Below are 23,240 nucleotides of genomic sequence, written 5' to 3'. Positions count from 1 at the left end.
CCTATTCTTGTAAAAACTACTTCCACATTTTACTGCATTAGAGCTATCAATAAGGGCATCATTCTCAGAGACAGCAATCTAAAAAATCAGCTAAATCATTAATTTAACTAAACTCAAAGCCAGACTTGGAGAATTAAAACCTTCTAATGCTGGCTTTGTTTTACGTTTTGAACTCCCGGAGAAGTTTAATTCCATCCTTTTGAGATCAATTTTCTGCAAATAACGGCCATTCTGAGCCCCATAAAAAAGCGCACTAATCGTATAAAAAAACAATTCAATTAACCATTAATTTCAATGTAATATGATAACAAACATCAATACCATTTTAGGCTGGTTTAAAACCGGAAAAAAGCCAACCCAAAAGCAATTTTGGGACACCTGGCAAAGTTTTTGGCATAAAGACGAACAAATTCCTCAAGCCAAGATAACCGATCTAACGGACACACTAAATGCTAAAACAGAGAAAGTACAGTTTGAAGCCCACAAAATCGATAAAACCGCACACGCTTTTTTGTTTGAAGCTAAAGAAGACAAAAACCAAAAAGGTATCGCTGACGGTTATGCTCCATTAAACCATTTTACAAAATTAGCGAGTCAATATTTAGACATTGTGAATGATTTGATTTCCGGTGGTTCTGCTTCGCTTTTAAGTGCTGAACAGGGTATGATTTTGCAGGAGCAAATTAATACTATTACTATTTTACTGGCTTCAGACAATAATAATCTGGACACAGTTCAAAAAATTGTAGATGCCATTGAAACTATCCAGGCTACTTTAAGCACTATTTTGGTAAATGATCTCACAACCGGTGGTACTGCCAAAGCACTGACTGCTGAGATGGGAAAGCTATTAGAAAACAAAAAAGTAGACAAATCTCCTGGCAAAAGTTTACTTGCTGATGCTGAAATCACCAGACTTGGTACACTTGCAAATTACACTCATCCCGTTAATCATTCCCCTGATATTATTACTCAGAATCTCAATAATAGATTTGTAACAGATGACGAGAAAACGACCTGGAATACAAAACAACCTGCATTAGGATTTATTCCTGAAAACGTTGCAAATAAAAATACCGTTAATGGTTATGCAGGGCTTGGTGCAGACGGAAAATTACTTTCTTCACAACTTCCTGCCCTAACTATAAACAACACTTTTGTAATTGCTTCCCAAGCAGAAATGTTGGCTTTAGCAGTTGAAACCGGAGATATTGCAGTTAGAACCGATTTAAACAAATCTTTCATTCTAAAAGGAACAAATCCAGCCGTACAATCAGACTGGCAGGAATTACTTACTCCTACCAGTGATGTTACAACAGTCTTTGGCCGTAATGGAGCTGTTACCTCCCAAAACGGAGATTATACGGCTAATCAGATTACGGAAACGGCAGAAAGAAAATTTCAATCGGCGACGCAACAAGCGTTTAATGATGCTACTTCCAGTATTCAGGCACAATTAGATGCAAAAAAATCCAACGCCATCCATACAGGTGATGCGACCGGCGAAAATGTTTTAACGGTAAAAGGAATTAATGGAACTTTACTTTCAGGATTGGCAACTGGTATTTTAAAGAATACAACGTCTACCGGAGTTCCTGTTATAGCCCAAGTTCGAACAGATTATGCTGAACCTACAACAGCTCTGGAAACCGGTATTCTGAAAAACACCACTTCCAGCGGAGCCCATACCATTGCAGTAGCGAGCGATTTTCCAATCTTAAACCAAGATACAACTGGCACAGCCAATAACGCAACAAATCTTGCCGGACAACCTGCCTCCTATTACGCACCAATTTATTCCCCTAGACTTTTGGGGGCACCAACAGCAATAACCCCAGCGCCGGGATCCGATTCCAGTCAAATAGCAACACTTGGTTATGTTACCATTATAGATAGTGACAATGTGAAGAAAACCGGAAGTCAAACTATAAGTGGTCATAAAACTTTTAACAACTTTGTAATGCTAGATTACGGTACGCTTTTTCTAAAACGACCAGACAATTCTGCCTACAATATGTTAACTGCAATAGAGGATGGAATGCTGCTTAGCCCCAATTCTAACGGTAATTTTAAAACTGAAATAAGCTCCCATGGAATAAAATTTGGCAGATCATCGGTTCAGGCAGAACTTAATACCGATAATTTAACCGCCTCAAGAACCTTTCTAATGCCGAACAAATCCGGAACATTAGCTTTAAAAGATGATTTTATAACAACATCCCCTGGTAACACAATAAATCCGGCATTCATAATCCCAAACGGACAGTTAACCACGACCCCGCAAAATGGAGCGATAGAGCGTGACTCTAGTGGAATATTATGGGAAACTCATGCCGGAGTAAGAGATAAAATAAGCGTACCTGACGTTCCATACAAAAGTATCACGAATCTAAACACTTTATTTACGGGTTACAGACGAAGCTCGGTCAACACCTGTCAGGTACATACCGAAAGTGCTTTTTGTCCTGAAACAGGCACCTCCGCAACCTGGGGAATATTAACCAGTTGTAAAACAGATGACGCTGAAGATTACGGAATCCAAACCTATGTATCAATGGGTGCAGTACCTAATACTTATGTTCGAAATTGTAAAAATGGAGTCTGGACAGCGTGGACAAAATTAAGCTAGACATCAAATCCAAAAACAAATAGCTTCTAAGTAATAAAAAAATAGTGCATCAAAGTCTATTCGAGCTTTTAAGCTTTCTTGTAGACTTTGATGTACTTTGTTTGTAAAAAAAAATGGTAAATATTGCAAACTAACGCAATTCTAAATCCAACAACCACTACAACATAACGCACTGTTAATCAACAACAAACAATTACTGTTTTTTACTGAAACTACAGAATCCAAGAGTTCAATTTTTCTTTTTTTCTCTTCTTGTGAACTACTTTTACATACGCTAATGCTACTGTCAGTACGCCTGATAAGAGCAGTCATTCCCTTTCATTTTCAGCTTATTTTAAAGCAAAACCTCAACAATTGTAGATCAATTTTAATAATCAAATAACAATAAACTAATTATGGATTATACACCAAAAGACCTGGGAGAAACACCTAAACCACCGGACATGAGTGCTTTTAAAAATCCCCTGGCACAACCAGCACAAGGAAACATTTTTATAGACAGTTTTACGATTAGTCCTTTAAGCCCAACTGAAAAAAAGGAAAGCTTGTCTGAAGCCATAAAGAAAGAAAGCAGAGACAGCGCTATTTAGAGTCAAATGCTGCAAAAAACTTTTAGAGCTACTTCCGGTTCCCCTTAAAACGACCTAATCTATAAAATCATAAAAAATGCCAGACGAAACTTCCCTTCAAAAACTAAAAGAAAAATACGGAACGGTATTAAAACTTACTTCCGACGATCAATCGACCACTGCTTACTGCAAAAAACCATCCTTTACTACATTTCTAAAATACCAAAAGATATACAAGGACAATCCGCATGAAGCCATCTTGTATTTATTTAAAGAATGCGTGCTTGAAAAAGAAAATTATGAAGACGAATTCATGCTTTCTGCAGGAAATTCGCTTGTAGCCACGATAAAAGCAGATAGCGAATTTACAATAGATGCCACACCGCAAAGAGATGAATTCAAAAAATCGGCTGCCCTTATCAGACAGGCTTTTCAGGTAGATCCGTATCAATTATCGATGGACGAGTTTTACAAATTACTCGAAGAAGCACTGTGGCTGCAAAAACACAACGAGATAAGACTGGAAAATACCTTTATCACAGCCTTTGCTAAAACATTTTCAAACTAAAAATAAAAAAATAAATACGTATGAAATTCAATTTTAATGTAAACGAAATTTTAGACTCCAAAGACAACGAATATACCGGTATTAACTATAACGAATCGGAATCGAAAGATTTTATTATAGACAAAACAGGCGGTGAATTTAATCTGAGAGTTTTTGCTCCCTTGGTTTTCGAACCTCTGATAAAAAAAGATCTTACTCTTCCCAGCTTGCGAATCGATGCTGTTACTGTTAATCTAAATCGTTCAAAAACCATAAAAAAAGAGAGCATCGAAGGAAGAGATTCAACGATCAAAGAACATATTACCAATGGTGATTTTAGTATTTCTATTGACGGATTGATTGCGAATGAAAAAGGGGACGAATACCCAAAAGAAAAACTTTTTTTATTGAAACAATTTCTAAATGCTCCCTATTCCTTAAGAATTACGCATGCCATTTTGAATCGATTTGGAATTTACGAGTTAGTAATCGATTCCTACTCTATCCCTTCTATTTCGGGAACAAAAAACATTCAAAAATTTACTGCCAGTGCGACCTCAGATGAAACCGTAGAACTAATAATTAGAGACAATGTTTAAACTAAATGCTAAAATTAGAGTCTACGAAACGGTAAAACTTATCCCAACTCCGAAGTTCTACGAATTTACCTATGTAAAAAATGTAGCCATCAGCAGTTCATATAAATCGCTTACCGATACGGCTACTCTTGTAATGCCAAAAAAAGTATATACCGATACCAAAGATTTTGATCAGAATCTGTTTTCGAATGCAAGTGGTAAGGAAAAATCAATTCATGATTTTTTTAAACTGGAAAATTTTATAGAAATATTTTTAGGCTATGACGGCGATTACAAATCGGCTTTTCGAGGATATATAACCGGAGTGCAATCAGACATCAATGCGACTATATCTTGTGAGGACATGATGTATGCTTTAAAAAAGATAAAAGCAGTAAAAAATGATGATGTTCAGAATCCGAAGGATGTCCTTAATGTTGTTGCGGCAAACCCTACTATAAATGTTGAAAATTTTAATCCTAAAACGTTCTTCGAAAAAAGAATCAGAGAGCTAAAATTACCTTTTAAAGTAAATGCACTTAACGAGGAATTAGGTAACATCATGATCAACAGAAACCATAGTCTGGCACAGATATTTGAGATGCTGAAAGATCGCGGGATTTTCACCTATTTTAAAATCGAAAAAACAGGGCCGGTACTTACCATTACCAATAATCCACAGCAATATACGGCCACTGAATTAGGAGGTTTTATCGATCGAAATTTTATTAAAAGTCCATTAGTAGGAGCGATTACAAAAAAACTAATCAATAAAGGTCTTGACTTGTTAAGTTCCCAATTAAACAAAGTAATGCAAGTCATTCCCGGAGGTTTTTTAGGAAAAGCACTTTTCAGGTTTCATTACAATATTATAGAGGACAAATTAGTAGTCGTGAACGAGTCCACGAAGAATACCCGTACACGAGTAGAAAAATACTTTAAAAACTCAAACACTCCCATTTATATTGAATTAGGCGACCCAAACGGACAGTTAATCAAAACCCATGTATTGCATAGTGATACAGATGAATTGCCTACAGATCCAACGGCTTTTAAAAAAGCTGCTGCAGAAACTGCTGCAGAATTGTTCCAACATGCCGCTTTCAGAGCAATGGGATCTAAGCCAAGTGGTTTTGAAGGTTCTTTTCTCACTTTTGGCGAGCCGTTTGTGCGCCCTACAGATAAAGTGATTCTTGAAAATGCAAAGGATATTGAAAAAAACGGGACTTTTCAGGTCGAGAAAGTAGAACGAAGTTATGGCGAGAACGGTTACAGACAAAGGATTTATATAGGTAGAAGAGTCGAAGCAATATAAAAATACACAAATGGAAAATATAACAGATCTAGTAAAAAATGTTGCTGCTAAAAATCAACGTATTGAAACTTTTGCGGCAAGAGTTATAGAAATAAACAAAGAGGAAGCATCACTTCATAATCCCGAAGATGCTTATACTGTAAACATTATGCGAGGCGATGGCGCCATACTTAAAAATGTACGACTAAAGGCCTCCATTCAGGATTTAGAGCACGGAATTATCACAATTCCTAAAAAAGACAGCTGGGTTTTGGCTACTATAATAGATGGCGTTGAAACCCGTGCCTTTATTTCGCAATATGCTGAAGTCGACAGAGTAATGGGGCGCATACAAGCCACAAGTGATCCCAAATTGTTTTTTGATTATAGCGCCGATGGTACCAAACTGCATATTCGTTACATGAAAACGGATACCGAAGGCGAAAGTAATGAGGCCAAAATTACAGATGTCGCTAAAATAGAGTTTGATAAAGACCAAAATTTTAAAATCAGCTACTTTGATGCTGACGAAAAACCATTGGCCGTTACGCATTTTTCGCCGGACAGTCTCACCGCTACTTTTAATTCTATTGAAAACAAAGAAGTAAAAGAACGTCTGGCTTTGGCGATAGCAAAAGATACGGTTTCCTTAAAATTTAAGAATAATCAAGGTAAAGAATTAAACTCTTTGGTCGCAACACCCGAAAAGTACGCCATTTTATTGAAAACCGATCAGGATAAAAAACAGGCTTTTTTGACCATTGAAAAAGAAAAAATAGCCGGCTATCTGTTCCAGGAGGATGAACTAAAAAAATTGGCATTTGAACTCAATGGCGAAAGCGATAGTATTCGATTAAAAAAAGACGATAACAATTTAATTGAACTAAAAGGAAAAACAGCCATTACCCTAAAAACCGAAGGCGATATTAACATCGAAGGGAAAAACATAAATATGAAATCTACCGAAAAAATAAATATCAATGCTACCGGTGATACAACTATTAGCGGAGCCAACGTAAAAATCAACTAATTATGGCTACCAAATATGTATGTGATGGTGCTTTATGTATGTGCGATAGCGGTAGTGCAGTAGGCATCTTAGAAGTAAAATCTCAAAGCACCGTTTTTATTCAGGAAAAATTAATGGCTACAGACGAAGAAAAAACTTTCACAGCTCCTTTTTTCGGAAACTGTTCTAAACAAAATAATAAGCTGTGTGCTCCTAATATAATAACTAAATGGGAGAAAACCGCGACCAATGTAAATGCAAACAATAAAAAAGCGCTTTTAGAAACTTCAACTTTAAAATGCGAATTTAAGGGCGAGATTATGATAACAGATCCGCTTCAAAATGGGCCTAAAAAAGTTGTATTTGATGCTTATGTACCACCAACAGTAACTCCCTTAACAAAGGAAATTGTAAGTGTGAACTGGAAAAACGCAGATTTAGACCAAGATATCGATACAGCCTATATTGGAGATAAAGTGAGCCTGGTTGTAAAAACAAAAAACTACGCAGAAGGAGAAACAGTGGTAATTGTAATCGACGAAGTCGATGGCAAAGATGTCAAAACAAATACCAAACTAATAAAATTCAGCGGAGAGGTCAATGCAGATGGTCTTGCCATTTTAAAAGAAGAAATTGCAATTGAAACCGTAAACTAGTAACAAACAAGATGGAAAGAACATTTAGAATTAAAGAAGTTAACGGCGATACTGGTTTTCAAGATCAAACATTAGTTGTAGAAAAGAAAAAGATAAATCTTTTAATTGTTTTGGAGTTAGGAGGTACAACACAATTTTCAAGAACTTATAATGACCTCTGGACCGTTAAAAAACTAGATAGTCTGGCTAATCTAAAAGAGATTAATAATCTTGGCGATAGCTATGAATTTGAAAATATTTGCATTGTACATCATGGAAATATATTCTCTGACACTTCTAAAGGTAAAAACAGCAGGGCTATTTTATTTTCCAACAAAATTCGCGAAATAAAACTCGTAATTTCTAAATTAGGAGAAGTTCCCGTTACTATAGATGATGCATATGCTTTACGAGTATTCGAAAAATCAAAACTTCTGTTTAGTAAAAACGGTCCGGATGAATTAAAAATCAAAGCTTGTTTGGGTTTAAAAAATTTAATAAACAGGCTACCGGATGGTGGTACTTTTATTTCGGTAGCATGTAAAGAAGCCAACGATTCCGAATTCTTAAAAGAACTTGCTGATTTTACAACTAAAAACATTCAACTATTTGGCAATACAAATTATTCTCTTATTGATGACGGGAGTGACTACAAATACAATAAGCTGGTCCTTTATAACTATCGTTCCATTTTAAACACTTATTTATCAACTGCCTGGCAAAATCAGAATGGTTGGATGTATTATGACACTGGCCTAAAAAAGTTAGTTCTTACTAAAAAAGAACTTTGGTTGTACAGTACAGGAGAAAAAATATTTGCTTTGTTTAATAGAAAAAAGGAATTAACAAGGGAACAAATTGACAGAGATCATTATGCGCAACTGTACTTTTCAAAGGAATACGAAAAATTTCACAAAAAAAATGTCAACACCATTACCTACGAAAATTGGAAGAAACAAATGGAAAAAAAATACTCTGATTTTAAACCCGCAGTATTAAATCCAAAAAAGTAACTCTTTCAATCAGACAGATACTAACTAAGCAAAGCTTCAAAATACCGGATTTGCTGCTTTAAATAACTTCACAATAAAAAACACTCCACTTCACTTAAAAACATCTAAAATAAACGAGGCTATCAAAAAGTAATTTTTAGATAGCCTCGTTTTTGCTTTTGTATCAATTCAGTTTTTTCTTTAAAGTCTCTTCCAATTCGTAGAATTTACTTTCAAGTGTGTGTAGTTTTTCATAAATATTAATCGGATCCGGCATTTGTTTAGAAGCGTACATGCTTGCGTACCAAACTTCCAAAATATCCTCTGCATAAATCGAATACATCGGATAATTCCCGTCTCTGTTGTCTGATTTAAGGATTAATTTTCCACTCTCTCTGATTCGGTTTAGCACCCTTTTTACCACAACTCCGTCATTCTTGCTGATAATAACGTAAATCCTACCGTCGAGTATATCATCAAAATTATCAACGTATTTTCCAAAAAGGTAATCGCCGTCGTGTATGGTTGTTGACATTGAGTTTCCTTTAATTTCAAAACATCTGTAGGTTCCGTTTTTTAACATTGGCATGCTAAAGGAAGGAAGACTCTCCATATATTCCGGATCAGAATAACCGTCTAAATAACCGGCGCGTGCCTTCACCCCTATAAAATTAATATTCTCGTCTCCTTTTTCATTTACCGTTATAATCTTAGGTAATTTTAAATTGACGTCATTACTATTTGTTGCAGTCACAAAAATATCTTCGCTGTCACCAAAAAAATATTCCGGATTTACATTACAGTGTTTAATTATACTATTGATCAGATCGAAGCCCGGTTTAGTTCTTTTCCTGTTTCCATCAGATTGTAATCTGCCACCAGTAATACTGTCTATTGTAGTACTGGTTACTCCTATTAACTTAGCAAAAGAATTATTATTCAGATTCATCTCGTCTATAATACGTTTTATTTTAGCGTGTATTTCCATCTTATCATTGCTTTATGTAATATGTTTTTATTTCCTGTAAAACATTCCACTATATGTTGCAAAAATAAATAATATATGCTTAACAATTGTCTTTCTTTCTCTTTTTTTTCATTAAACACTTAATTATCAATACTCCATTACTCTTTTTCTTACCTGATTTCCGTAATGCAAAGCTGACTAAACTCGTTCTAACTCACTGATACAGAATACTTACCTGTAATAATACCCAAATTCAATTTTTATTTTTTCCTGAAACGAAATAGGTACAACTTTTCTTAAACCCTACTATTCCAAGAGATAAAGAGCCCTTTATTGTAGTAAAGTACTGTATTAAACAGCCTTTTTTCCGGTCAAAAAATAGCAATTAGCAGGCTTATCATATTACTGAAACTATTGCATTTTTTATGTAATATGTTTGCAATATCCAAACATATGTTTTATATTTGCTTAAAAATAATCCAACATATGATTTTAAAAGATTTTTATAAAGAGAAAAAGAGCGCCATCGAAACACAGTTTATTTCTGATGCGCCGGTAGTTCATTTGTATAGTGATGCTATTTTTAAAACCACTATCGAAAAACCTTTAGTACTGTTTAAATACAACAATGTAACCTGGGAGACCTCTTCTGAGAAAAATTACAAAGCTGATGTTTCTTTTTCTCTCTATGTTGTGATGCCCGTTGGTATTATTTCTTCAACAAGTTATGAAGCGGCATTCGAAATTGCAGAGCGTATCGACAAAGCCATCTTGACTGCCAGTACCAGTACCAGTTTCATCGATACCAATTCAACATTTAAAGTAAACGAAAAACAATGCAACAATGATCAGGTGTATTGGAATAAAAACGATCATTTCATCTGGCAAATAACCTATAAAACCACTTTAGTTGAAAACATATTAAAAAAGAAATACATCCTTTTCAACAACGGACTAAGTAATGAAGCACTCGAAGATCTTGGTTACGACCTCACCAACGGAATAATCGAAATAAACCCAAATAAAGTCGGTGGCACTGTAGAAGTAACAAACAATATTTAATCTGAATTTACCAGCACATTAAGTTTACAGAATAAAGAATACAGCTTACGGCTTAAAGTCCAATCTCATTAAATTAAGAATTCTCAAAAAAGTCTCATGCAGATTTTAGCGAAATGAAATAAAAAAAATCCGCAAAATCCGCAGAATCTGCGTGAAAAAATCTCTTAAACTTAATGACATTGACCTAAAGCCTACACCATAAAAAAAAACTAACCCACTACCAATTAATACCACAAATATGAAAAGAAGCAGAACACTATTAGACAAAAGAAGAGATTATGTGATTAACTACTTAAATAGTAATCAGGCCAAACAAATGAAGGTTGTAGTCTCTGAACTTTCCGATACTTTGTTCTTGACAGAGCGCACGATTTATACCATTATAAACGAAGGTCTTTCTTCTGAAGCCAGAGCTTAAACCACTGAAACTACTGGCTTTGCACATCAAAAAAATTGGAAAAAGCGATCTTAAGCCTTAAATTTGTACTCGATATCAAAAGCAAGTTTATCTCTTGGCCAAGAGTAAAATCCAACCAAAGAATCCGTTGTTACAAAGGGTTCAAAAGCACCAATCTTTTTTAGATTACAATTCAATTTTAAAACAATAATTCACTGACAATAACCAGTTTAACAACTTGTTACGGCCATTCTTATGCTTCATTTCAAGCAAAAAACAAAAATATTTTTTAAACAATTAAACTATTTATATTATGAGTACATTAAACGATGTAGTGATTAGCAAACTATCAGGCGGATTAGGAAGAAGAACTCCGGAACAGGACATGGTTTCAGGATTACTTTTTGACGGGGTTGCGACTGCAACATTAGCATTAGACAAAATAGAGCGTTTAGCTTCATTAGAGGATGCGAAAGCGTTAGGAATTACGGCTGATTATGATGTAAATGGACAATCGGCATACTACCAAATTCAACAATTCTTCAGAATGAATCCTTCAGGAGACTTGTATATTTTGGCAACTACTGCCGATTCGTACCCGGCTATCGCTGCAAAAGCAATGGAAATGCAAGAACTGGCAAACGGAAACATTCGTCAAATGGCAATAATTTTTAGCGGCAGTGCATCAGCTAAAGATATGGCAGCTGCAGCCAGAACAGCACAAACACAAGCAGCACTTGGTTATAAAGACTATATGCCTTTTGAAGTTATTTTAGAAGGAAAAGGTTTTATTGCAGCAGAAGCTACTTCTTTGGATACATATGGTGCAGAAAATGTATCTGTTGTCGTAGCCATGGATGCCGAAAAAGCATTTGAAAAAAAGTTAGTTCAAAAAGATACTTTAAAACTTTATACGCTAGCTCCAAATGAAACAGTGGCTAAAGGAGATGATGAGGGTATTTATTTCGTATTTGATGATCAGAACGAACCTAAAAAAGTAAATGGAGTCGCTATTGAATTCATTTACACCGATTCATACAAAAATACCGCAGCGGTAGGATTGGCATTGGGAGCAATCTCCAGAGCAAAAGTGTCTGAGAACATTGCCTGGATCGAAAAATTCAATCTTACAGGTGAAGGTTTTGCAAAAGCAGGTTTTATTGGTGGACAAGAAATTAAAACGTTGGGGACTTTAGAAACGTTAAACGAAAAAAGATACATTTTCGCCAGAACTCATACTGGTTTACCGGGTCTTTATTTTAATGATAGTCATACTTGTATTGCAGGTACATCAGACTATGCTTATGTAGAAAACAACCGTACAATCAATAAAGCAACTCGTTTGTTACGCACGGCTTTATTACCAAAATTAGCTTCTCCGGTTTTAGTTGATATCGATGGTAAATTACCACAATCTGTTTCAAAAAGTTTCGAAGGTTTATGCAGAAGCGCCTTAGAAGGAATGGTAGCCAATCAGGAAGTATCTGCATTTGATGTTTATGTAGATCCAAAACAAAACATCCTGGCTACTTCAGAATTAAAAGTAGTTGCTGAGATTACACCGGTTGGAACGGCTCGTAAAATTAAAGTTGATTTAGGATTCAAAAATCCTTTTGGAATTGACAAAGCCTAATTAGTTTCCCAAAACTACACTTCACAAACAATAAAAATTCACAACGGATAACGTCAGTCTTCAATTGTAGCAAACAACTGAAGAATGGCGGTACTCCCCGATCGTTATCAGGATCATTAAAAAATAAACAAAAGCTACATTATGAATAAATTACCATTAATTAACGGACAACAACACAGCTGGTCATCAATTGAAGTAAGTATTGCAGGGAACATCGTTACCGGTATTACGGCTGTAAACTATAGCGATTCAGTATCTAAAGAAAACCATTATGGTGCCGGAGATATGCCAGTTCACAGAGGTAGAGGTAAATATGAGGCAAAAGCTTCGATTACGTTATACAACTATGAAGTAGAAGCAATTTTAGCTGCTTTACCAAAAGGACAAAGATTACAGGATATCAATCCTTTCAGCATCATCGTAAGTTATTTAGATGACAGCAACGAGGTGATTACACACACCGTAAGAAACTGTGAGTTCAACTCAAACAGCAGAGGAATTAGCCAAGGAGATACTAAAATCGCCGTTTCTTTTGATTTGATCTGTTCTCACGTTGAATGGAATTAATCCACTTGATAAATTCCTAAAATTATAATTCCCCCTTCCCTTCCTCTAAAACCGACTTCAAAGAGAAACCCAATATTCAACTGCGTTACGCAAAAAAAAAGTTCAAAGAACATGATTTTTGCAAGCAAACTATTCTACCTGCTCTTTATTAGTCCGTTTTAGATTGGGAATCTACTTCAGGAGGCTGCTTTGAGCTTATTTAACTCCAAAAAAATAACTCTGGCGGCCTCTTTTTTTTTCAGGTTTCAGGTTTCAGGATTCAGGTTTCATGTTTCATGTTTCATGTTTCACGTTTCATGTTTCACGTTTCATGTTTCATGTTTCACGTTTCATGTTTCATGTTTTAGGTTTGATGAAAATGCTAATGAGAAAGCAATACCAATACCTTAATTATTTAAAGAATCATATTCCTCGTGTCGGGAAGTATTCTTATGCTTTTGTATTTGCTTGTGCAACTGCAATTAACAACAGACACCCTTAAATCAGACAGTACTTACCCTATCATAAAAACAACTAAAAACTTTTCAAAATGGAAATAACTCAACCCAAAACAGCCGATGTTCTTGACGGAAATATTACGCAGGCACAGTTAAACCAATGGAAATACAAGCATAAAAAAGTAATCAAACTTACGATCACAGATGATGACGGGACGATCCTGTTTGCTTATTTCAAAGTGCCGGACATCAGTATTCGTTCGGCGGTATTGCAGGCTTCTAAAATGGATGAATTTAAGGCATTGGAAGTTTTATTCAAAAACTGTTACCTGGGCGGTGACGGCAAAATCGAGCAAGAAGACGATTTACGTCTCAACATTACCACCGCTTTCTCTGATCATATTCAACCTAAACCTGTAAAAGTAGAGGTGTTGTAATCGCAAAATCGCTTTCTGTCTTTCTATAAAACTCCATCCTAATGATTATTCGAAACCATAAAATAAATTTAAAAGACACTAGTCCGGCAGAAATGGCAAGACTGAGACAAATTATTCTTGGCATTTGGCGTCAGCAGGTGGAAGACGAGAAAAATGTTGTCGAACTACTTCAAAATGCTAAAAATTCTCAAATAAACAATCCTGCGAATCTTACTGCAATTACAAAAGAGAACGAAATTTCATCTCATAACAGTACTATTCCCCAAGTAACATCGTCTCAAAATAATACTATTGTTTCTGATGACCTTGATGACATGGCACCAGCGATTGAACGACCAAATTCTTACAACGGCGTGCTCGGAAAAGGGGATTGGAAAGAAGATGACAGGATTACTAACAATTTAGTTTGGCAAAATGCGAATCATTTTAATCTTCAACAAAAAAACGGTGAATATGCCTATAAGACCATAGAGGAACGAGCAGGTTTTTACAAATGGTTTCAGAAAACGACCGAATTAAGAGGTTACGAAACGAAATGGGCAGGCGCAGCATTTGTTGTTGCTGCCCAGATGTCCAATATTCACAGTATCAACAGTTCTCTTATTGATAATGATGTGGAATCCGATATAAAAGCGTTTGCAGAATCTGGCAATAAGGATATTTTTAATAATGTTTTTAAAAAATTAAGAGACTTATACAATGGCCCCGTTTTAAAAGGCCAGACCGCAAAAAACTGGGATATGGTGACATTAACCGTTGAACAAAGAGATATTGTTGGTCCTACTTATTTTAAATATCAACGGATAAACCCAAAGATTATTCAAGTTCTCTCAAAAATGGCAAAAGGGCAAGGTCTTTTTGGTATCGGTGTAAGTCCTGAACTCAGATTCGATGAGCATAAGGATATAATGGATTGGAAAAACAGATTCAACCATGGAATGACAGTAGCAGTTCCATTTTGGAATAAATATTATTCTAAAAAATAATTTAGAAATTATCCTTTTAAGAGCCATCAATTAATTGTCTATTGCTAATTTTTTCAACTAAATACCCGTTTTTCCACTACAGAAAAACGGGTATTTTTTTATCTTTTTTCTGATTTAAAAGTTCTGAAAATAAAATCAAAAAACCGCACTATCACTTACTGAAACTACTGATTTACAAAGCCAAATAATTTTCAGAACACCCTATTTCAGCGTATTTTTACACTGTTCTTTACAACCATTTGCTCCAGATCGGATGCGACCCTAAAAAAAGAGCTTTTGAGAAATTTATTTGTTACCTGGTTTTAGTCGAAAATAAATTTCAAACACAAATAACCTTATCGCCAAATTAACATCAGGATTGTTTTTTGAACAATCGGGATGGTTTCTTGCGCTTAAAACCTGAAATCATTACTAAATACAAATATGGATCAAACAACAAAAAAACACATCGATTTGCTTCATCCTACCGTGAGAGAAGAAGTTACCAAAATTATCGCAGAATGCGATCTTGCCTTGACCGGAAAAGCAAAAGTGCGCATTACACAAGGACTCAGAACTTTTTCGGAACAGGACGATCTTTATGCTTTTGGACGAACCAAACCTGGAAAAAAAGTAACCAATGCCAAAGGAGGTCAATCGATTCACAATTTTGGCTTTGCGGTAGATATCTGTCTTATTATAGACGGCAAAGTTGCTTCATGGGATACGGCAAAAGACTGGGACAACGACCAGATTTCGGATTGGCAGGAATGTGTGAAAATTTTCGCCAAATACAACTGGAACTGGGGCGGCGACTGGAAAACCTTTAAAGACCTTCCACACTTTGACAAAAAAGGATGTGGCGACTGGAAACAACTCAGCAAGTTAAAACGAGACAAAAAAAACTATGTAATCTTATACAAGTAAACAGATGAAACATTTGAAATTACAACTTATATCTTTTTTAATTGCTTTTGTAATTACTTCCTGTGTTTCGACAAAAACAGCGTTATACGATTCGTATTCGTACCAAAAAACGACCACATTAAAAGTAGCAATCACTGCCCTAATGAGTAAGGCCAAGACGCCTTACTCCATGCATCAAGACGAAGTTGAAACAGTATTGCTTGACATTGAAAAATTGACAGAATACGAAAAAAACAAACCTCATAATGAAATCACTTTTGCGATGTGGAAGTTACTCACTGATAAGGAAAAAAATCTGTTGACCGGTTTTTTCAAACATTGGGAAACAAAAGGCGTTTTGTCACAGGGTTTTATCGAAGAATCCAAAAAACAGCTTAGTGATGCTTTGGATTTACTTATTCAATATGAGATTAAAAAAGACAAAGAATCGAAGGATGCTCTTTTAGATTTAATTAATGGTAAAACTTAAAACTTATGGATAACGATAAATTAATAGAAGACTTAAAAAAACAGTTAAGGATTCTTATAACAAAAAGTTACAAAGACAGTAAATCTGAATTGGAAAAAGACCTGAATCTTTTTTTGGAAACCTCTAAAGAAAAACTCGAACGCTGGGTCACTTTGTATGCTTCTGCAGCCCTGACCGAAGAAGAATTTGAATGGCTCTTAAAAAGTCAACTCGATTTATTGGTTTTACAAGCCTTGCAAAACACCGGGATCTCTAAAATAAGATTGAATGCCATTAAAAACAACATTATAAAAATGATTCTTAAAGTCATTCTTGAATTCGTACTTCCCAGAATTTGATCCTCCCATTTTCGAATCAAAAAAAGCAAAAAAACGGCTAAAAAAAGTTGCTGTTACTACGAATAAAAAGCCGTTCTAAAACAAAACCAAACTTACTGAAACTACAGATTAGTCTCACTAAAAACCTTGGCAAAGGGCAAAGCAAAGCTTATTTTTACAGTATCAAATAAAAATCATCTTGAGGATGTAGCGCGCAGATTCTAAGACGATTTCATGAGCAGAATTAATCCAAAAAACAACAAATAGAACCGAAATATGAAAGATTTTATCATAGAAGAAGACTTGCTGATTGCAGGCGAAGATTTTGTCCTTGAAGTGGCAGATCAGCAAAACCTGCAACATCTGCTACTAAGTCAAAAAGGAGGCTATAAAGAGTTTCCAATACTTGGAGTAGGTATTAAAAAATACATCAATAGTCCTGATGCCACTTCCAGGCTAAGATTAGAAAACGAAATAGATAAACAATTAACGTATGACAACTTTCATGTGACAACACTGGATGTTAACGATTTACAAAACATTAGAATCGATGGGAACTATTAAACCACAACAAAACCAAAACATTTTCGACATCTCCTTGCAAGAGTACGGTAGTATCGAAAAAGTCTTCGACCTTTTAGAAGACAATGATCAATTTGATCTTACAGAAGATATTTCTGTTTACAAAGATTTAAAAACGGGCAGAGAAGCTTTTAAGAAAGACATAGTCGAGTATTACAGTTCCAGAAATTTAAAGCCCGCAACCGCTCTTACCGAAGAAGAAGAGTATTTATTGGATAAATTCTCGGGAATTGATTATATGATTATTGAAGACGATTTTATCATTTATTAAGAAATAACCTTAGCTGTAATTACCTGAAATAGTGCTTCGAAAGCAACTCAATTGGCAGCTACCACTACCTCTTTAGCGCCCTTTTTTAGAAATCTCTAAAAAGAAAACTACTTCTCCGTAGTATTTACAAAACAAACATAAACAATTATCTATAAGCATATTACACATGTCTTACAGGCTAAACTATATTAAAAAATTAAAATATGGCACGTACAATTGCTGAAATACAGAATGAAATTCTGTTAGAGAAAGGGAAATATACTTCCCTGAACAACTTAACACAATCAAAGACTAGTGTCTGGAATCTTTGGATCAATATTGTGGCTACTGCTGTTTGGTTACACGAAAAAATCGTAGAAAAAAATGCCTTAATATCAAGGCCTCATACCTTAAACTGGTATCGCGAACAGGCTTTAAACTTTCATTATGGCACCCCCTTAGACCCTGATTCCAGCAACGGAATGTCGCTCGTCTGGAAAGAAGGTTCCTATCAATTTGATACCACAGATCTTAGTCCTGAACAAATTGAATCGTCTAAAATAATAAAATATTGCGCCGTAAGTGAGGTTGACTTAGGAACCATCCTTGATACCGAAAAAAAACCTGAACAAATTTTTTCGGACTTCTTCCACAACAAAATTGGTGTTGTTTTTATAAAAGTCGCTACGGTAAAAGGAGATCAGATCGCCAAAATAGACGTTCCCAACGAACTTTATGCTTTTAAAGAATATATCGCCAAAATTAAAGATGCAGGAAATCAGGTGCATATCACTTCAGATCAAGGTGATATTCTGAAATTAAATTTAAATGTTTATATCGATCCTTTGCAAATTTATATTAACCCGAACGATATTGAATACAATCAGTTAAAGAGTTTAACGGGTATCCTGACACCGGAACAAAAAGACAAATTGAATAAATATGAGTTGGAGGGTTACGAACCGGACTCCAAAAACGGCTCATTGATAACAGATAACGAGACTTATCCAATACTGGAAGCTGCCAAAGAACATTTAAGAAATATTGAATTTAACGGTGCCTTTGTCAAAACGTATCTCGTTGATGCGCTACAGAAAGCCGCAGGTGTTAAAATTCCAATATTAACTAAGCTCCAAACCAGTGTCGCCCAAAATCCAAATGATGAATTGGCTCCTGAACTTTACGATGTTAGTAACCTGGAGTATTTCATTCCTAAAGCCGGTTATTTTGATTTGGATACCCTAACGGTTGAGGTAAACTACATTCCTTATAATTTCTACCGAGATAAACAATAACCTAATATAGACAATGAATAAATACACCACAGTAAAATGGGAAAAGTTATTGTTATGGCTGATCCCCCCGGTTCTTAGAAAACAGACACATTATCATTGGCTTAATGTTTTACTCTCGCCTATCGCTAAGATTTATGAAGAGACTCTCTATAAAATGCAGCATACCGGTCAGATTATCTATCTGGAGAAAGTACTCAACGAGACTTTTAATGTGACCAAAAATTACAATCCTAATTTAAGTATGGAGCAAAAAAGACGGGAGGAGTTTATTTATATAGACGAATCGGTCAAACCTACCATACAGTATGTCTACCTGAACAAAGAGTATTACGAACCGGATAAAGTTTTATCAACTCCAACCTTAAAAATCTTTAAACTATCGATTCCGCTGTTAAAGATTTTTGACCGTAATGGGTATAAAAAAAGAAACAATAAACCGGTTTATCTGGCTCATCGAAGCGATTACACCAAGATTAGCTACGCCAATTTCAGAGTTTTTATACCGGAAAGTTTACTAAAAAACGGAACCATAGTCTGCGAAGCAAACAGAGACGCCTCTCCTCACAAAACGGAACCTATAAAAGTGGCCACTATGGCCTATCACAATCTTCTTAATTTTTACAGATTAGCCGGTAAAAGTTATGAAAGCTATTCTTATGAGCCGGAAAAATAAACTAGAGTTTATAGAAGCTAGCATAGAGAAGTATGAACAAACTTAAAAAAACAACAGCCATTTAAATTAATAAAAAATGAAAAGAATAAATTTTAGTCATTCAGGAGGATTTCCACTCGAACAAGAAACTTTAGAAAGACTTCAGACCGCCTACAGGTCTGAATTATACGAAGCATTAAAAAGACATTTAAGTATTAAGGCTCCTGCCACTATTGGAGAAGCCATAAATTATATTATAGCTCCCGCAACAACCGAGAAACAAGGCTTGGCAGTGATACACCAAATCGAAAAAAACGCTCAGGGAGAAGAAAAAATAGAAGGCATTTTGTATCCAATTGCAAAAGGAGCACAAGACAGCTGCTTAAAAACGACCCGAACAGGGACCAGTTTAGTATATGGTACGGGAACATTTCAAACCGCCTATTTTGATTACGAAGCCCAATACATCAGTCAAACCGACTATAACAATGCCGATAGAAGTGGTACAACTAATAATGATGCCTTAACAGTATATTATTATGAATTGGACGATTTCCAAATAGTTAAGGATATTGCTGCTATTGAAGCCATTCTGCAAAGATTACAGAATGAAATTGATGCGATAGAAAATGATATCGCTACTGTTGTTAAACCAAAAATTAATGCCATAGAAAGCGATATTGCCAATGTCATTAAACCAAGAATTGGTGCAATAGAAAGTGACATCGCCAATGTTGTTAAGCCAAAAATTAATGCAATAGAAAGCGATATCGCCAATGTCGTTAAACCAAAAATTAGTGCAATCGAAGGCGATATTGCTAATGTCGTTAAGCCAAGAATTACTGCAATCGAAGCTGATATTGCTAATGTCGTTAAGCCGGGGATCAACGAAAACACTAACCAAATTAATGTAATTAAAGATACCTACCTACCTCTTAACGGCTCAAAAGCCATGACAGGAAATTTGAATATGGCGGCTTATCATATCTCAAGATTAGATGTAAGTGAAAGTCCTGAAGCAAATGTAAGAGCCTACGATTTCAGACTAGGGTCACCGTTAAGAAGAGGATTAAAACACGGTGCCAATTATTTAGGAAGAGCGGTAGTAGACAGCACCGAAAATGCAACAACCTCGAGCCTTACCCTAAATTATCAAGCAGATTGGGATCATACCCACATTGGAGGAAAAGTACATTTAAATAATACCTTGACCTCAGATGCCGATGGTGCCGTGTTGTTATTAGATGGACAAAATCAGATTATTAAAAGTAATAAGCTTCTCAGTTCTTTGATTAGTCGTCTGGATGTTTTAGAAGCAAGACCTGTGTCAACGGCAGTGCCTATTGGTATGATTGCCATTTGGGGGAAACCAGCGCCATTTCCTGAGGGATGGGAAGAGTATGAGCCCTTGAGTGGAAGGATGCCTGTAGGACTTTATAATCCTGATCCTCAAGAACGAGCTAAGCAATTTGCGCAAAGAAGTTATTATGAGAATCTAACTTATTATTTTGAAAATGGAAATAGGATATGGCCGTTTGACTCCTTAGAAAACGTTGGAGGTCACGTAGCTAAAAGCATAGAAATCAACGAAATGCCCCCTCACACTCATGGTTTACCTACTGATGGTGGTGGCCGCAATGATATGCAAACCATAGTCAACTCGGGTAATGGAGATGAAGGGTTGTCTGAAACAAACAGAACAGGAGAAACCGGAAAAGGGTATCCTTTCCCTTTACAAAGTCCTTACAAAGTAGTTCATTTCATAGAATATACAGGTCGGCCAAGTGATAAAATAGCTCCCACAGCTCCAACTTTAACAGTGTCACTCGACGGCAGAAATGCATCGTTAAGTTGGAGTGCATCATCCGATGCTGTTGGTGTTACTAATTATCTAGTCTATAGAAATGGTGCCTTACTGGCTACAAAACTCAGTACCGCTCTTTCTCATTATGACGCAGGGTTGCCTCCAGGCGTATCGTACACGTACCAGATTATTGCAAAAGACAAAGCAGGAAATTCTTCCGGCAGTAATAATGCTACCGTAGAAATTCCTGCCGCGATTCAGCTTGCGACACCAACATATTTAACGGTTGATTATAATCCTGCCGATAGTAAGATCCATATTGCATGGGAAGCTGGAAACAACAGTGGTCCAGTTCAATATGTGGTACATAGAGCAATAGATGGAGTTCCTAATAATTCAAGCGATTTCGCTCCAACGGATCAACTCTTTTATACCGATTACAGGTACTATGACGAAATAAAAATCCATAATTATAAAGTAAAAGCGGTTGATCAAAATGGAAACTCATCTAACTATACCGAACCATTTTCTATAATTATAATCCCGCCAGACCCCACTTGTTTTGATGTAGAATCTTTGGTAACTATGGCTTCTGGACAATCGAAAAAACTAAAAAATATTGTCGTTGGAGATAAACTACAAGGTTTTTCTTTTCCAAACGAAATTGATGAAGCTGCCGGAAATTTTATGTTATGGAAAGGAAAATTGAATGAAGCGGTAAAAACAGAAGTAACAGTCGTAAACAAAATATCGAGTTTACAACCTAATTACTACGAAATTAAAACCGCAGATACGACCATTAAAGTTACCGCAGAACATCCTTTATTAGTTACTCAAGATGGTGAAAACCTACAATGGTTAAATACTAAAAATGTATTGCAAAGTATGTCATTGATTGACAAAAACGGAAAAACAAAAGCAATCGAATCGATTCTTTTTAAAGAAGAAGCACTGGAAGTAGCTGTTCTGGATGTAGAAACTGTAGATAATTATGTTATTTCGGGAATTGTTGCTCATAATAAAAAAGATATACCAATGCAATAATAAGTTTATTGTACTCTTCTGGGGCACTTTGCCCCAAAAGAGTACTTACTTAAAATCATTCACCTTAAAAAGATTACCTATGAAAGTAGTAAAATTTATTTTTACCACTGCGGCATTGCTGTGGCTGTTGGTCACCATCCTGACCGTATTACCCATTGTTGTTTTACTACTGCCAACCTTCTTTATTTCAAAAAAAAACTATACCGAATGGATCTTTTTTTCCACTACCATACTCTGTTCTTTAGGCTTTTACCCTATTTACACCCTGTATACGCTATTAGACTGGAACGATTATTTAAGATTTTCAAAAAACCTTCGTTTACACCTTAACATTATGGGAAACAGGATCATCCGAACTGTAACAAATGACACTCTTGTCAGCCCTGCTCCTGTCCATCAATTTGATACTGTACAGGAAGTTGCAAATAATGATTTAAGAAAAAACGACAGTCATCCTACGCTGTCGATATTCGGAAAAAGAGTAACCAACTTACCGAATCTAATTGATTTTAATCCCTTCAAAAAACCTATCCCAACCGACTAATAAAACCACAATCCCGATGATACATAAAATTTCAGAATATTCAAACGAAATCAAATTATTGCTTTATGGCATTTTTGTTTACTTAGAAATGGATGTCGAAATTGTGAAAGTATTGTTTTACTTAATGGTATTAGATACTATTTTAGGCATTATCAAAACTATAGTGTTAGGAAATGCTTTTAGCTTTAAAAAACTGGCTTTAGGATTTGTATCCAAATTAGCCGTGCTGTTAATCCCTACCGCTTTGGCCTTAATGAGTAAAGGGCTTAACTATAACTTTAAATGGTTTGTAACCATTGTTATGGACCTGCTTATCGTAAGTGACGGCATTTCGATAATCAGTAATATTATTGCCATAAAGACAAAAAAAGAAGTAGAAAATTTCGACGCCATGACACTAATTCTCAAATCGATTAGAAATAGTTTGATACGGCTGTTTAAAAAACTTCTAATCACTATTGATCCTAAATTTCATACCGAAAAATAACACCATCAAAAAGTCTCTTTTACAGACACCAAACCATAAAATAAGAAAACAAAAAAAGACCGGTCTGTTTTGCTCTTAACCACCTTTAAACAAAGGAAATAGAAACTAAAAAAAGAAGAATTTGTTCTCCTAAATCGCTGTTAATTTCGTT

The 23,240-nt window shown here is 35.5% G+C and carries 25 protein-coding genes; 24 read left to right on the top strand and 1 reads right to left on the bottom strand.

Features of this window, described 5'->3' with window-relative positions:
- Positions 1-301 precede the first annotated feature (301 nt).
- The 8 genes from AB674_RS22030 to AB674_RS18265 all read left to right on the top strand — a co-directional run bounded on the left by AB674_RS22030 (position 302) and on the right by AB674_RS18265 (position 8,274).
- Positions 302-2,629: a hypothetical protein gene (locus tag AB674_RS22030; protein WP_053004328.1), complete on the top strand. Its 2,328-nt coding sequence runs from the start codon at positions 302-304 to the stop codon at positions 2,627-2,629.
- A gap of 395 nt (positions 2,630-3,024) precedes the next feature.
- A complete protein-coding gene (locus AB674_RS18295) occupies positions 3,025-3,219 on the top strand; it encodes a hypothetical protein (RefSeq protein WP_047778708.1) in 195 nt (64 codons plus the stop codon).
- 76 nt (positions 3,220-3,295) lie between these two features.
- Complete coding sequence (locus tag AB674_RS18290; RefSeq protein WP_047778707.1) at positions 3,296-3,766, top strand: hypothetical protein; 471 nt, start codon at positions 3,296-3,298, stop codon at positions 3,764-3,766.
- 20 nt (positions 3,767-3,786) lie between these two features.
- Positions 3,787-4,344 (top strand): DUF6046 domain-containing protein, encoded by a 558-nt coding sequence (locus tag AB674_RS18285; protein WP_047778706.1) that lies wholly within the window; start codon positions 3,787-3,789, stop codon positions 4,342-4,344.
- Entirely contained in the window at positions 4,337-5,638 is a 1,302-nt protein-coding gene (locus AB674_RS18280) for a hypothetical protein (RefSeq protein ID WP_047778705.1), read from the top strand. Before AB674_RS18285 ends, AB674_RS18280 begins: the two co-directional genes overlap by 8 nt.
- Positions 5,639-5,648: 10 nt before the next feature.
- Positions 5,649-6,647: a hypothetical protein gene (locus AB674_RS23110; protein ID WP_053004327.1), complete on the top strand. Its 999-nt coding sequence runs from the start codon at positions 5,649-5,651 to the stop codon at positions 6,645-6,647.
- A gap of 2 nt (positions 6,648-6,649) precedes the next feature.
- Positions 6,650-7,282, top strand: coding sequence for a DUF4280 domain-containing protein (locus tag AB674_RS22020; protein WP_053004326.1), 633 nt, complete (start codon positions 6,650-6,652; stop codon positions 7,280-7,282).
- Positions 7,283-7,293: 11 nt separating this feature from the next.
- Entirely contained in the window at positions 7,294-8,274 is a 981-nt protein-coding gene (locus AB674_RS18265; RefSeq protein WP_047778704.1) for a hypothetical protein, read from the top strand.
- Between the two features lie 163 nt (positions 8,275-8,437).
- On the opposite strand, the gene AB674_RS18260 is transcribed toward AB674_RS18265, so the two are convergent.
- Positions 8,438-9,241, bottom strand: a complete 804-nt coding sequence (locus tag AB674_RS18260) for a S24/S26 family peptidase (protein WP_047778703.1) — start codon at positions 9,239-9,241, stop codon at positions 8,438-8,440.
- A gap of 465 nt (positions 9,242-9,706) precedes the next feature.
- On the opposite strand from AB674_RS18260, the gene AB674_RS18255 reads away from it, so the two are divergent.
- The 16 genes from AB674_RS18255 to AB674_RS18185 all read left to right on the top strand — a co-directional run bounded on the left by AB674_RS18255 (position 9,707) and on the right by AB674_RS18185 (position 23,089).
- Complete coding sequence (locus AB674_RS18255; protein WP_047778702.1) at positions 9,707-10,282, top strand: hypothetical protein; 576 nt, start codon at positions 9,707-9,709, stop codon at positions 10,280-10,282.
- 238 nt (positions 10,283-10,520) lie between these two features.
- A complete protein-coding gene (locus AB674_RS22695) occupies positions 10,521-10,700 on the top strand; it encodes a hypothetical protein (protein ID WP_131701558.1) in 180 nt (59 codons plus the stop codon).
- Positions 10,701-10,992: 292 nt separating this feature from the next.
- Positions 10,993-12,312, top strand: a complete 1,320-nt coding sequence (locus tag AB674_RS18250; RefSeq protein WP_047778701.1) for a DUF2586 domain-containing protein — start codon at positions 10,993-10,995, stop codon at positions 12,310-12,312.
- A gap of 141 nt (positions 12,313-12,453) precedes the next feature.
- A complete protein-coding gene (locus AB674_RS18245; protein ID WP_035684757.1) occupies positions 12,454-12,879 on the top strand; it encodes a hypothetical protein in 426 nt (141 codons plus the stop codon).
- A gap of 529 nt (positions 12,880-13,408) precedes the next feature.
- Entirely contained in the window at positions 13,409-13,753 is a 345-nt protein-coding gene (locus tag AB674_RS18240; protein WP_047778700.1) for a hypothetical protein, read from the top strand.
- Positions 13,754-13,794: 41 nt separating this feature from the next.
- Complete coding sequence (locus tag AB674_RS18235; protein ID WP_047778699.1) at positions 13,795-14,739, top strand: hypothetical protein; 945 nt, start codon at positions 13,795-13,797, stop codon at positions 14,737-14,739.
- A 423-nt stretch (positions 14,740-15,162) separates the two neighbouring features.
- Entirely contained in the window at positions 15,163-15,645 is a 483-nt protein-coding gene (locus AB674_RS18230; RefSeq protein ID WP_047778698.1) for a M15 family metallopeptidase, read from the top strand.
- Between the two features lie 4 nt (positions 15,646-15,649).
- The gene (locus AB674_RS18225) at positions 15,650-16,114 is read left to right on the top strand and encodes a hypothetical protein (protein ID WP_047778697.1); all 465 of its coding nucleotides are present in this window, start codon (positions 15,650-15,652) and stop codon (positions 16,112-16,114) included.
- A gap of 5 nt (positions 16,115-16,119) precedes the next feature.
- The gene (locus tag AB674_RS18220) at positions 16,120-16,452 is read left to right on the top strand and encodes a hypothetical protein (protein WP_047778696.1); all 333 of its coding nucleotides are present in this window, start codon (positions 16,120-16,122) and stop codon (positions 16,450-16,452) included.
- 255 nt (positions 16,453-16,707) lie between these two features.
- Positions 16,708-16,995 (top strand): hypothetical protein, encoded by a 288-nt coding sequence (locus AB674_RS18215; RefSeq protein ID WP_047778695.1) that lies wholly within the window; start codon positions 16,708-16,710, stop codon positions 16,993-16,995.
- Positions 16,982-17,284 carry a hypothetical protein gene (locus AB674_RS18210; protein WP_047778694.1) on the top strand — a complete coding sequence of 101 codons (303 nt, stop codon included), beginning with the start codon at positions 16,982-16,984 and terminating at the stop codon, positions 17,282-17,284. Before AB674_RS18215 ends, AB674_RS18210 begins: the two co-directional genes overlap by 14 nt.
- 203 nt (positions 17,285-17,487) lie before the next feature.
- Positions 17,488-18,558, top strand: a complete 1,071-nt coding sequence (locus tag AB674_RS18205; protein ID WP_047778693.1) for a hypothetical protein — start codon at positions 17,488-17,490, stop codon at positions 18,556-18,558.
- Positions 18,559-18,571: 13 nt separating this feature from the next.
- Complete coding sequence (locus AB674_RS18200) at positions 18,572-19,231, top strand: hypothetical protein (protein ID WP_047778692.1); 660 nt, start codon at positions 18,572-18,574, stop codon at positions 19,229-19,231.
- Between the two features lie 76 nt (positions 19,232-19,307).
- A complete protein-coding gene (locus AB674_RS18195; RefSeq protein ID WP_047778691.1) occupies positions 19,308-22,058 on the top strand; it encodes a hypothetical protein in 2,751 nt (916 codons plus the stop codon).
- A gap of 79 nt (positions 22,059-22,137) precedes the next feature.
- Positions 22,138-22,602 carry a hypothetical protein gene (locus AB674_RS18190; RefSeq protein WP_047778690.1) on the top strand — a complete coding sequence of 155 codons (465 nt, stop codon included), beginning with the start codon at positions 22,138-22,140 and terminating at the stop codon, positions 22,600-22,602.
- A 16-nt stretch (positions 22,603-22,618) separates the two neighbouring features.
- Positions 22,619-23,089 (top strand): phage holin family protein, encoded by a 471-nt coding sequence (locus AB674_RS18185; RefSeq protein WP_047778689.1) that lies wholly within the window; start codon positions 22,619-22,621, stop codon positions 23,087-23,089.
- Positions 23,090-23,240: the final 151 nt, after the last annotated feature.

Origin of the sequence: Flavobacterium sp. ABG, from assembly GCF_001027725.1 — a bacterium.
GTDB lineage: Bacteria > Bacteroidota > Bacteroidia > Flavobacteriales > Flavobacteriaceae > Flavobacterium > Flavobacterium cupriresistens.
The sequence above is the reverse complement of the archived record's forward strand: the minus strand, read 5'-3'. Positions and strand labels throughout refer to the sequence as shown.

Coding starts and splice junctions, on each gene's coding strand:
- AB674_RS18265 (WP_047778704.1), top strand. CDS start 7,294: ATGGAAAGAACATTTAGAATTAAAGAAGTTAACGGCGATACTGGTTTT.
- AB674_RS18260 (WP_047778703.1), bottom strand. CDS start 9,241: ATGGAAATACACGCTAAAATAAAACGTATTATAGACGAGATGAATCTG.
- AB674_RS18255 (WP_047778702.1), top strand. CDS start 9,707: ATGATTTTAAAAGATTTTTATAAAGAGAAAAAGAGCGCCATCGAAACA.
- AB674_RS18195 (WP_047778691.1), top strand. CDS start 19,308: ATGAAAAGAATAAATTTTAGTCATTCAGGAGGATTTCCACTCGAACAA.
- AB674_RS18215 (WP_047778695.1), top strand. CDS start 16,708: ATGAAAGATTTTATCATAGAAGAAGACTTGCTGATTGCAGGCGAAGAT.
- AB674_RS18245 (WP_035684757.1), top strand. CDS start 12,454: ATGAATAAATTACCATTAATTAACGGACAACAACACAGCTGGTCATCA.
- AB674_RS18295 (WP_047778708.1), top strand. CDS start 3,025: ATGGATTATACACCAAAAGACCTGGGAGAAACACCTAAACCACCGGAC.
- AB674_RS18250 (WP_047778701.1), top strand. CDS start 10,993: ATGAGTACATTAAACGATGTAGTGATTAGCAAACTATCAGGCGGATTA.
- AB674_RS18190 (WP_047778690.1), top strand. CDS start 22,138: ATGAAAGTAGTAAAATTTATTTTTACCACTGCGGCATTGCTGTGGCTG.
- AB674_RS23110 (WP_053004327.1), top strand. CDS start 5,649: ATGGAAAATATAACAGATCTAGTAAAAAATGTTGCTGCTAAAAATCAA.
- AB674_RS18225 (WP_047778697.1), top strand. CDS start 15,650: ATGAAACATTTGAAATTACAACTTATATCTTTTTTAATTGCTTTTGTA.
- AB674_RS18240 (WP_047778700.1), top strand. CDS start 13,409: ATGGAAATAACTCAACCCAAAACAGCCGATGTTCTTGACGGAAATATT.
- AB674_RS18185 (WP_047778689.1), top strand. CDS start 22,619: ATGATACATAAAATTTCAGAATATTCAAACGAAATCAAATTATTGCTT.
- AB674_RS18290 (WP_047778707.1), top strand. CDS start 3,296: ATGCCAGACGAAACTTCCCTTCAAAAACTAAAAGAAAAATACGGAACG.
- AB674_RS18235 (WP_047778699.1), top strand. CDS start 13,795: ATGATTATTCGAAACCATAAAATAAATTTAAAAGACACTAGTCCGGCA.
- AB674_RS18200 (WP_047778692.1), top strand. CDS start 18,572: ATGAATAAATACACCACAGTAAAATGGGAAAAGTTATTGTTATGGCTG.
- AB674_RS18210 (WP_047778694.1), top strand. CDS start 16,982: ATGGGAACTATTAAACCACAACAAAACCAAAACATTTTCGACATCTCC.
- AB674_RS18205 (WP_047778693.1), top strand. CDS start 17,488: ATGGCACGTACAATTGCTGAAATACAGAATGAAATTCTGTTAGAGAAA.
- AB674_RS18280 (WP_047778705.1), top strand. CDS start 4,337: ATGTTTAAACTAAATGCTAAAATTAGAGTCTACGAAACGGTAAAACTT.
- AB674_RS22695 (WP_131701558.1), top strand. CDS start 10,521: ATGAAAAGAAGCAGAACACTATTAGACAAAAGAAGAGATTATGTGATT.
- AB674_RS22020 (WP_053004326.1), top strand. CDS start 6,650: ATGGCTACCAAATATGTATGTGATGGTGCTTTATGTATGTGCGATAGC.
- AB674_RS18230 (WP_047778698.1), top strand. CDS start 15,163: ATGGATCAAACAACAAAAAAACACATCGATTTGCTTCATCCTACCGTG.
- AB674_RS18220 (WP_047778696.1), top strand. CDS start 16,120: ATGGATAACGATAAATTAATAGAAGACTTAAAAAAACAGTTAAGGATT.
- AB674_RS22030 (WP_053004328.1), top strand. CDS start 302: ATGATAACAAACATCAATACCATTTTAGGCTGGTTTAAAACCGGAAAA.
- AB674_RS18285 (WP_047778706.1), top strand. CDS start 3,787: ATGAAATTCAATTTTAATGTAAACGAAATTTTAGACTCCAAAGACAAC.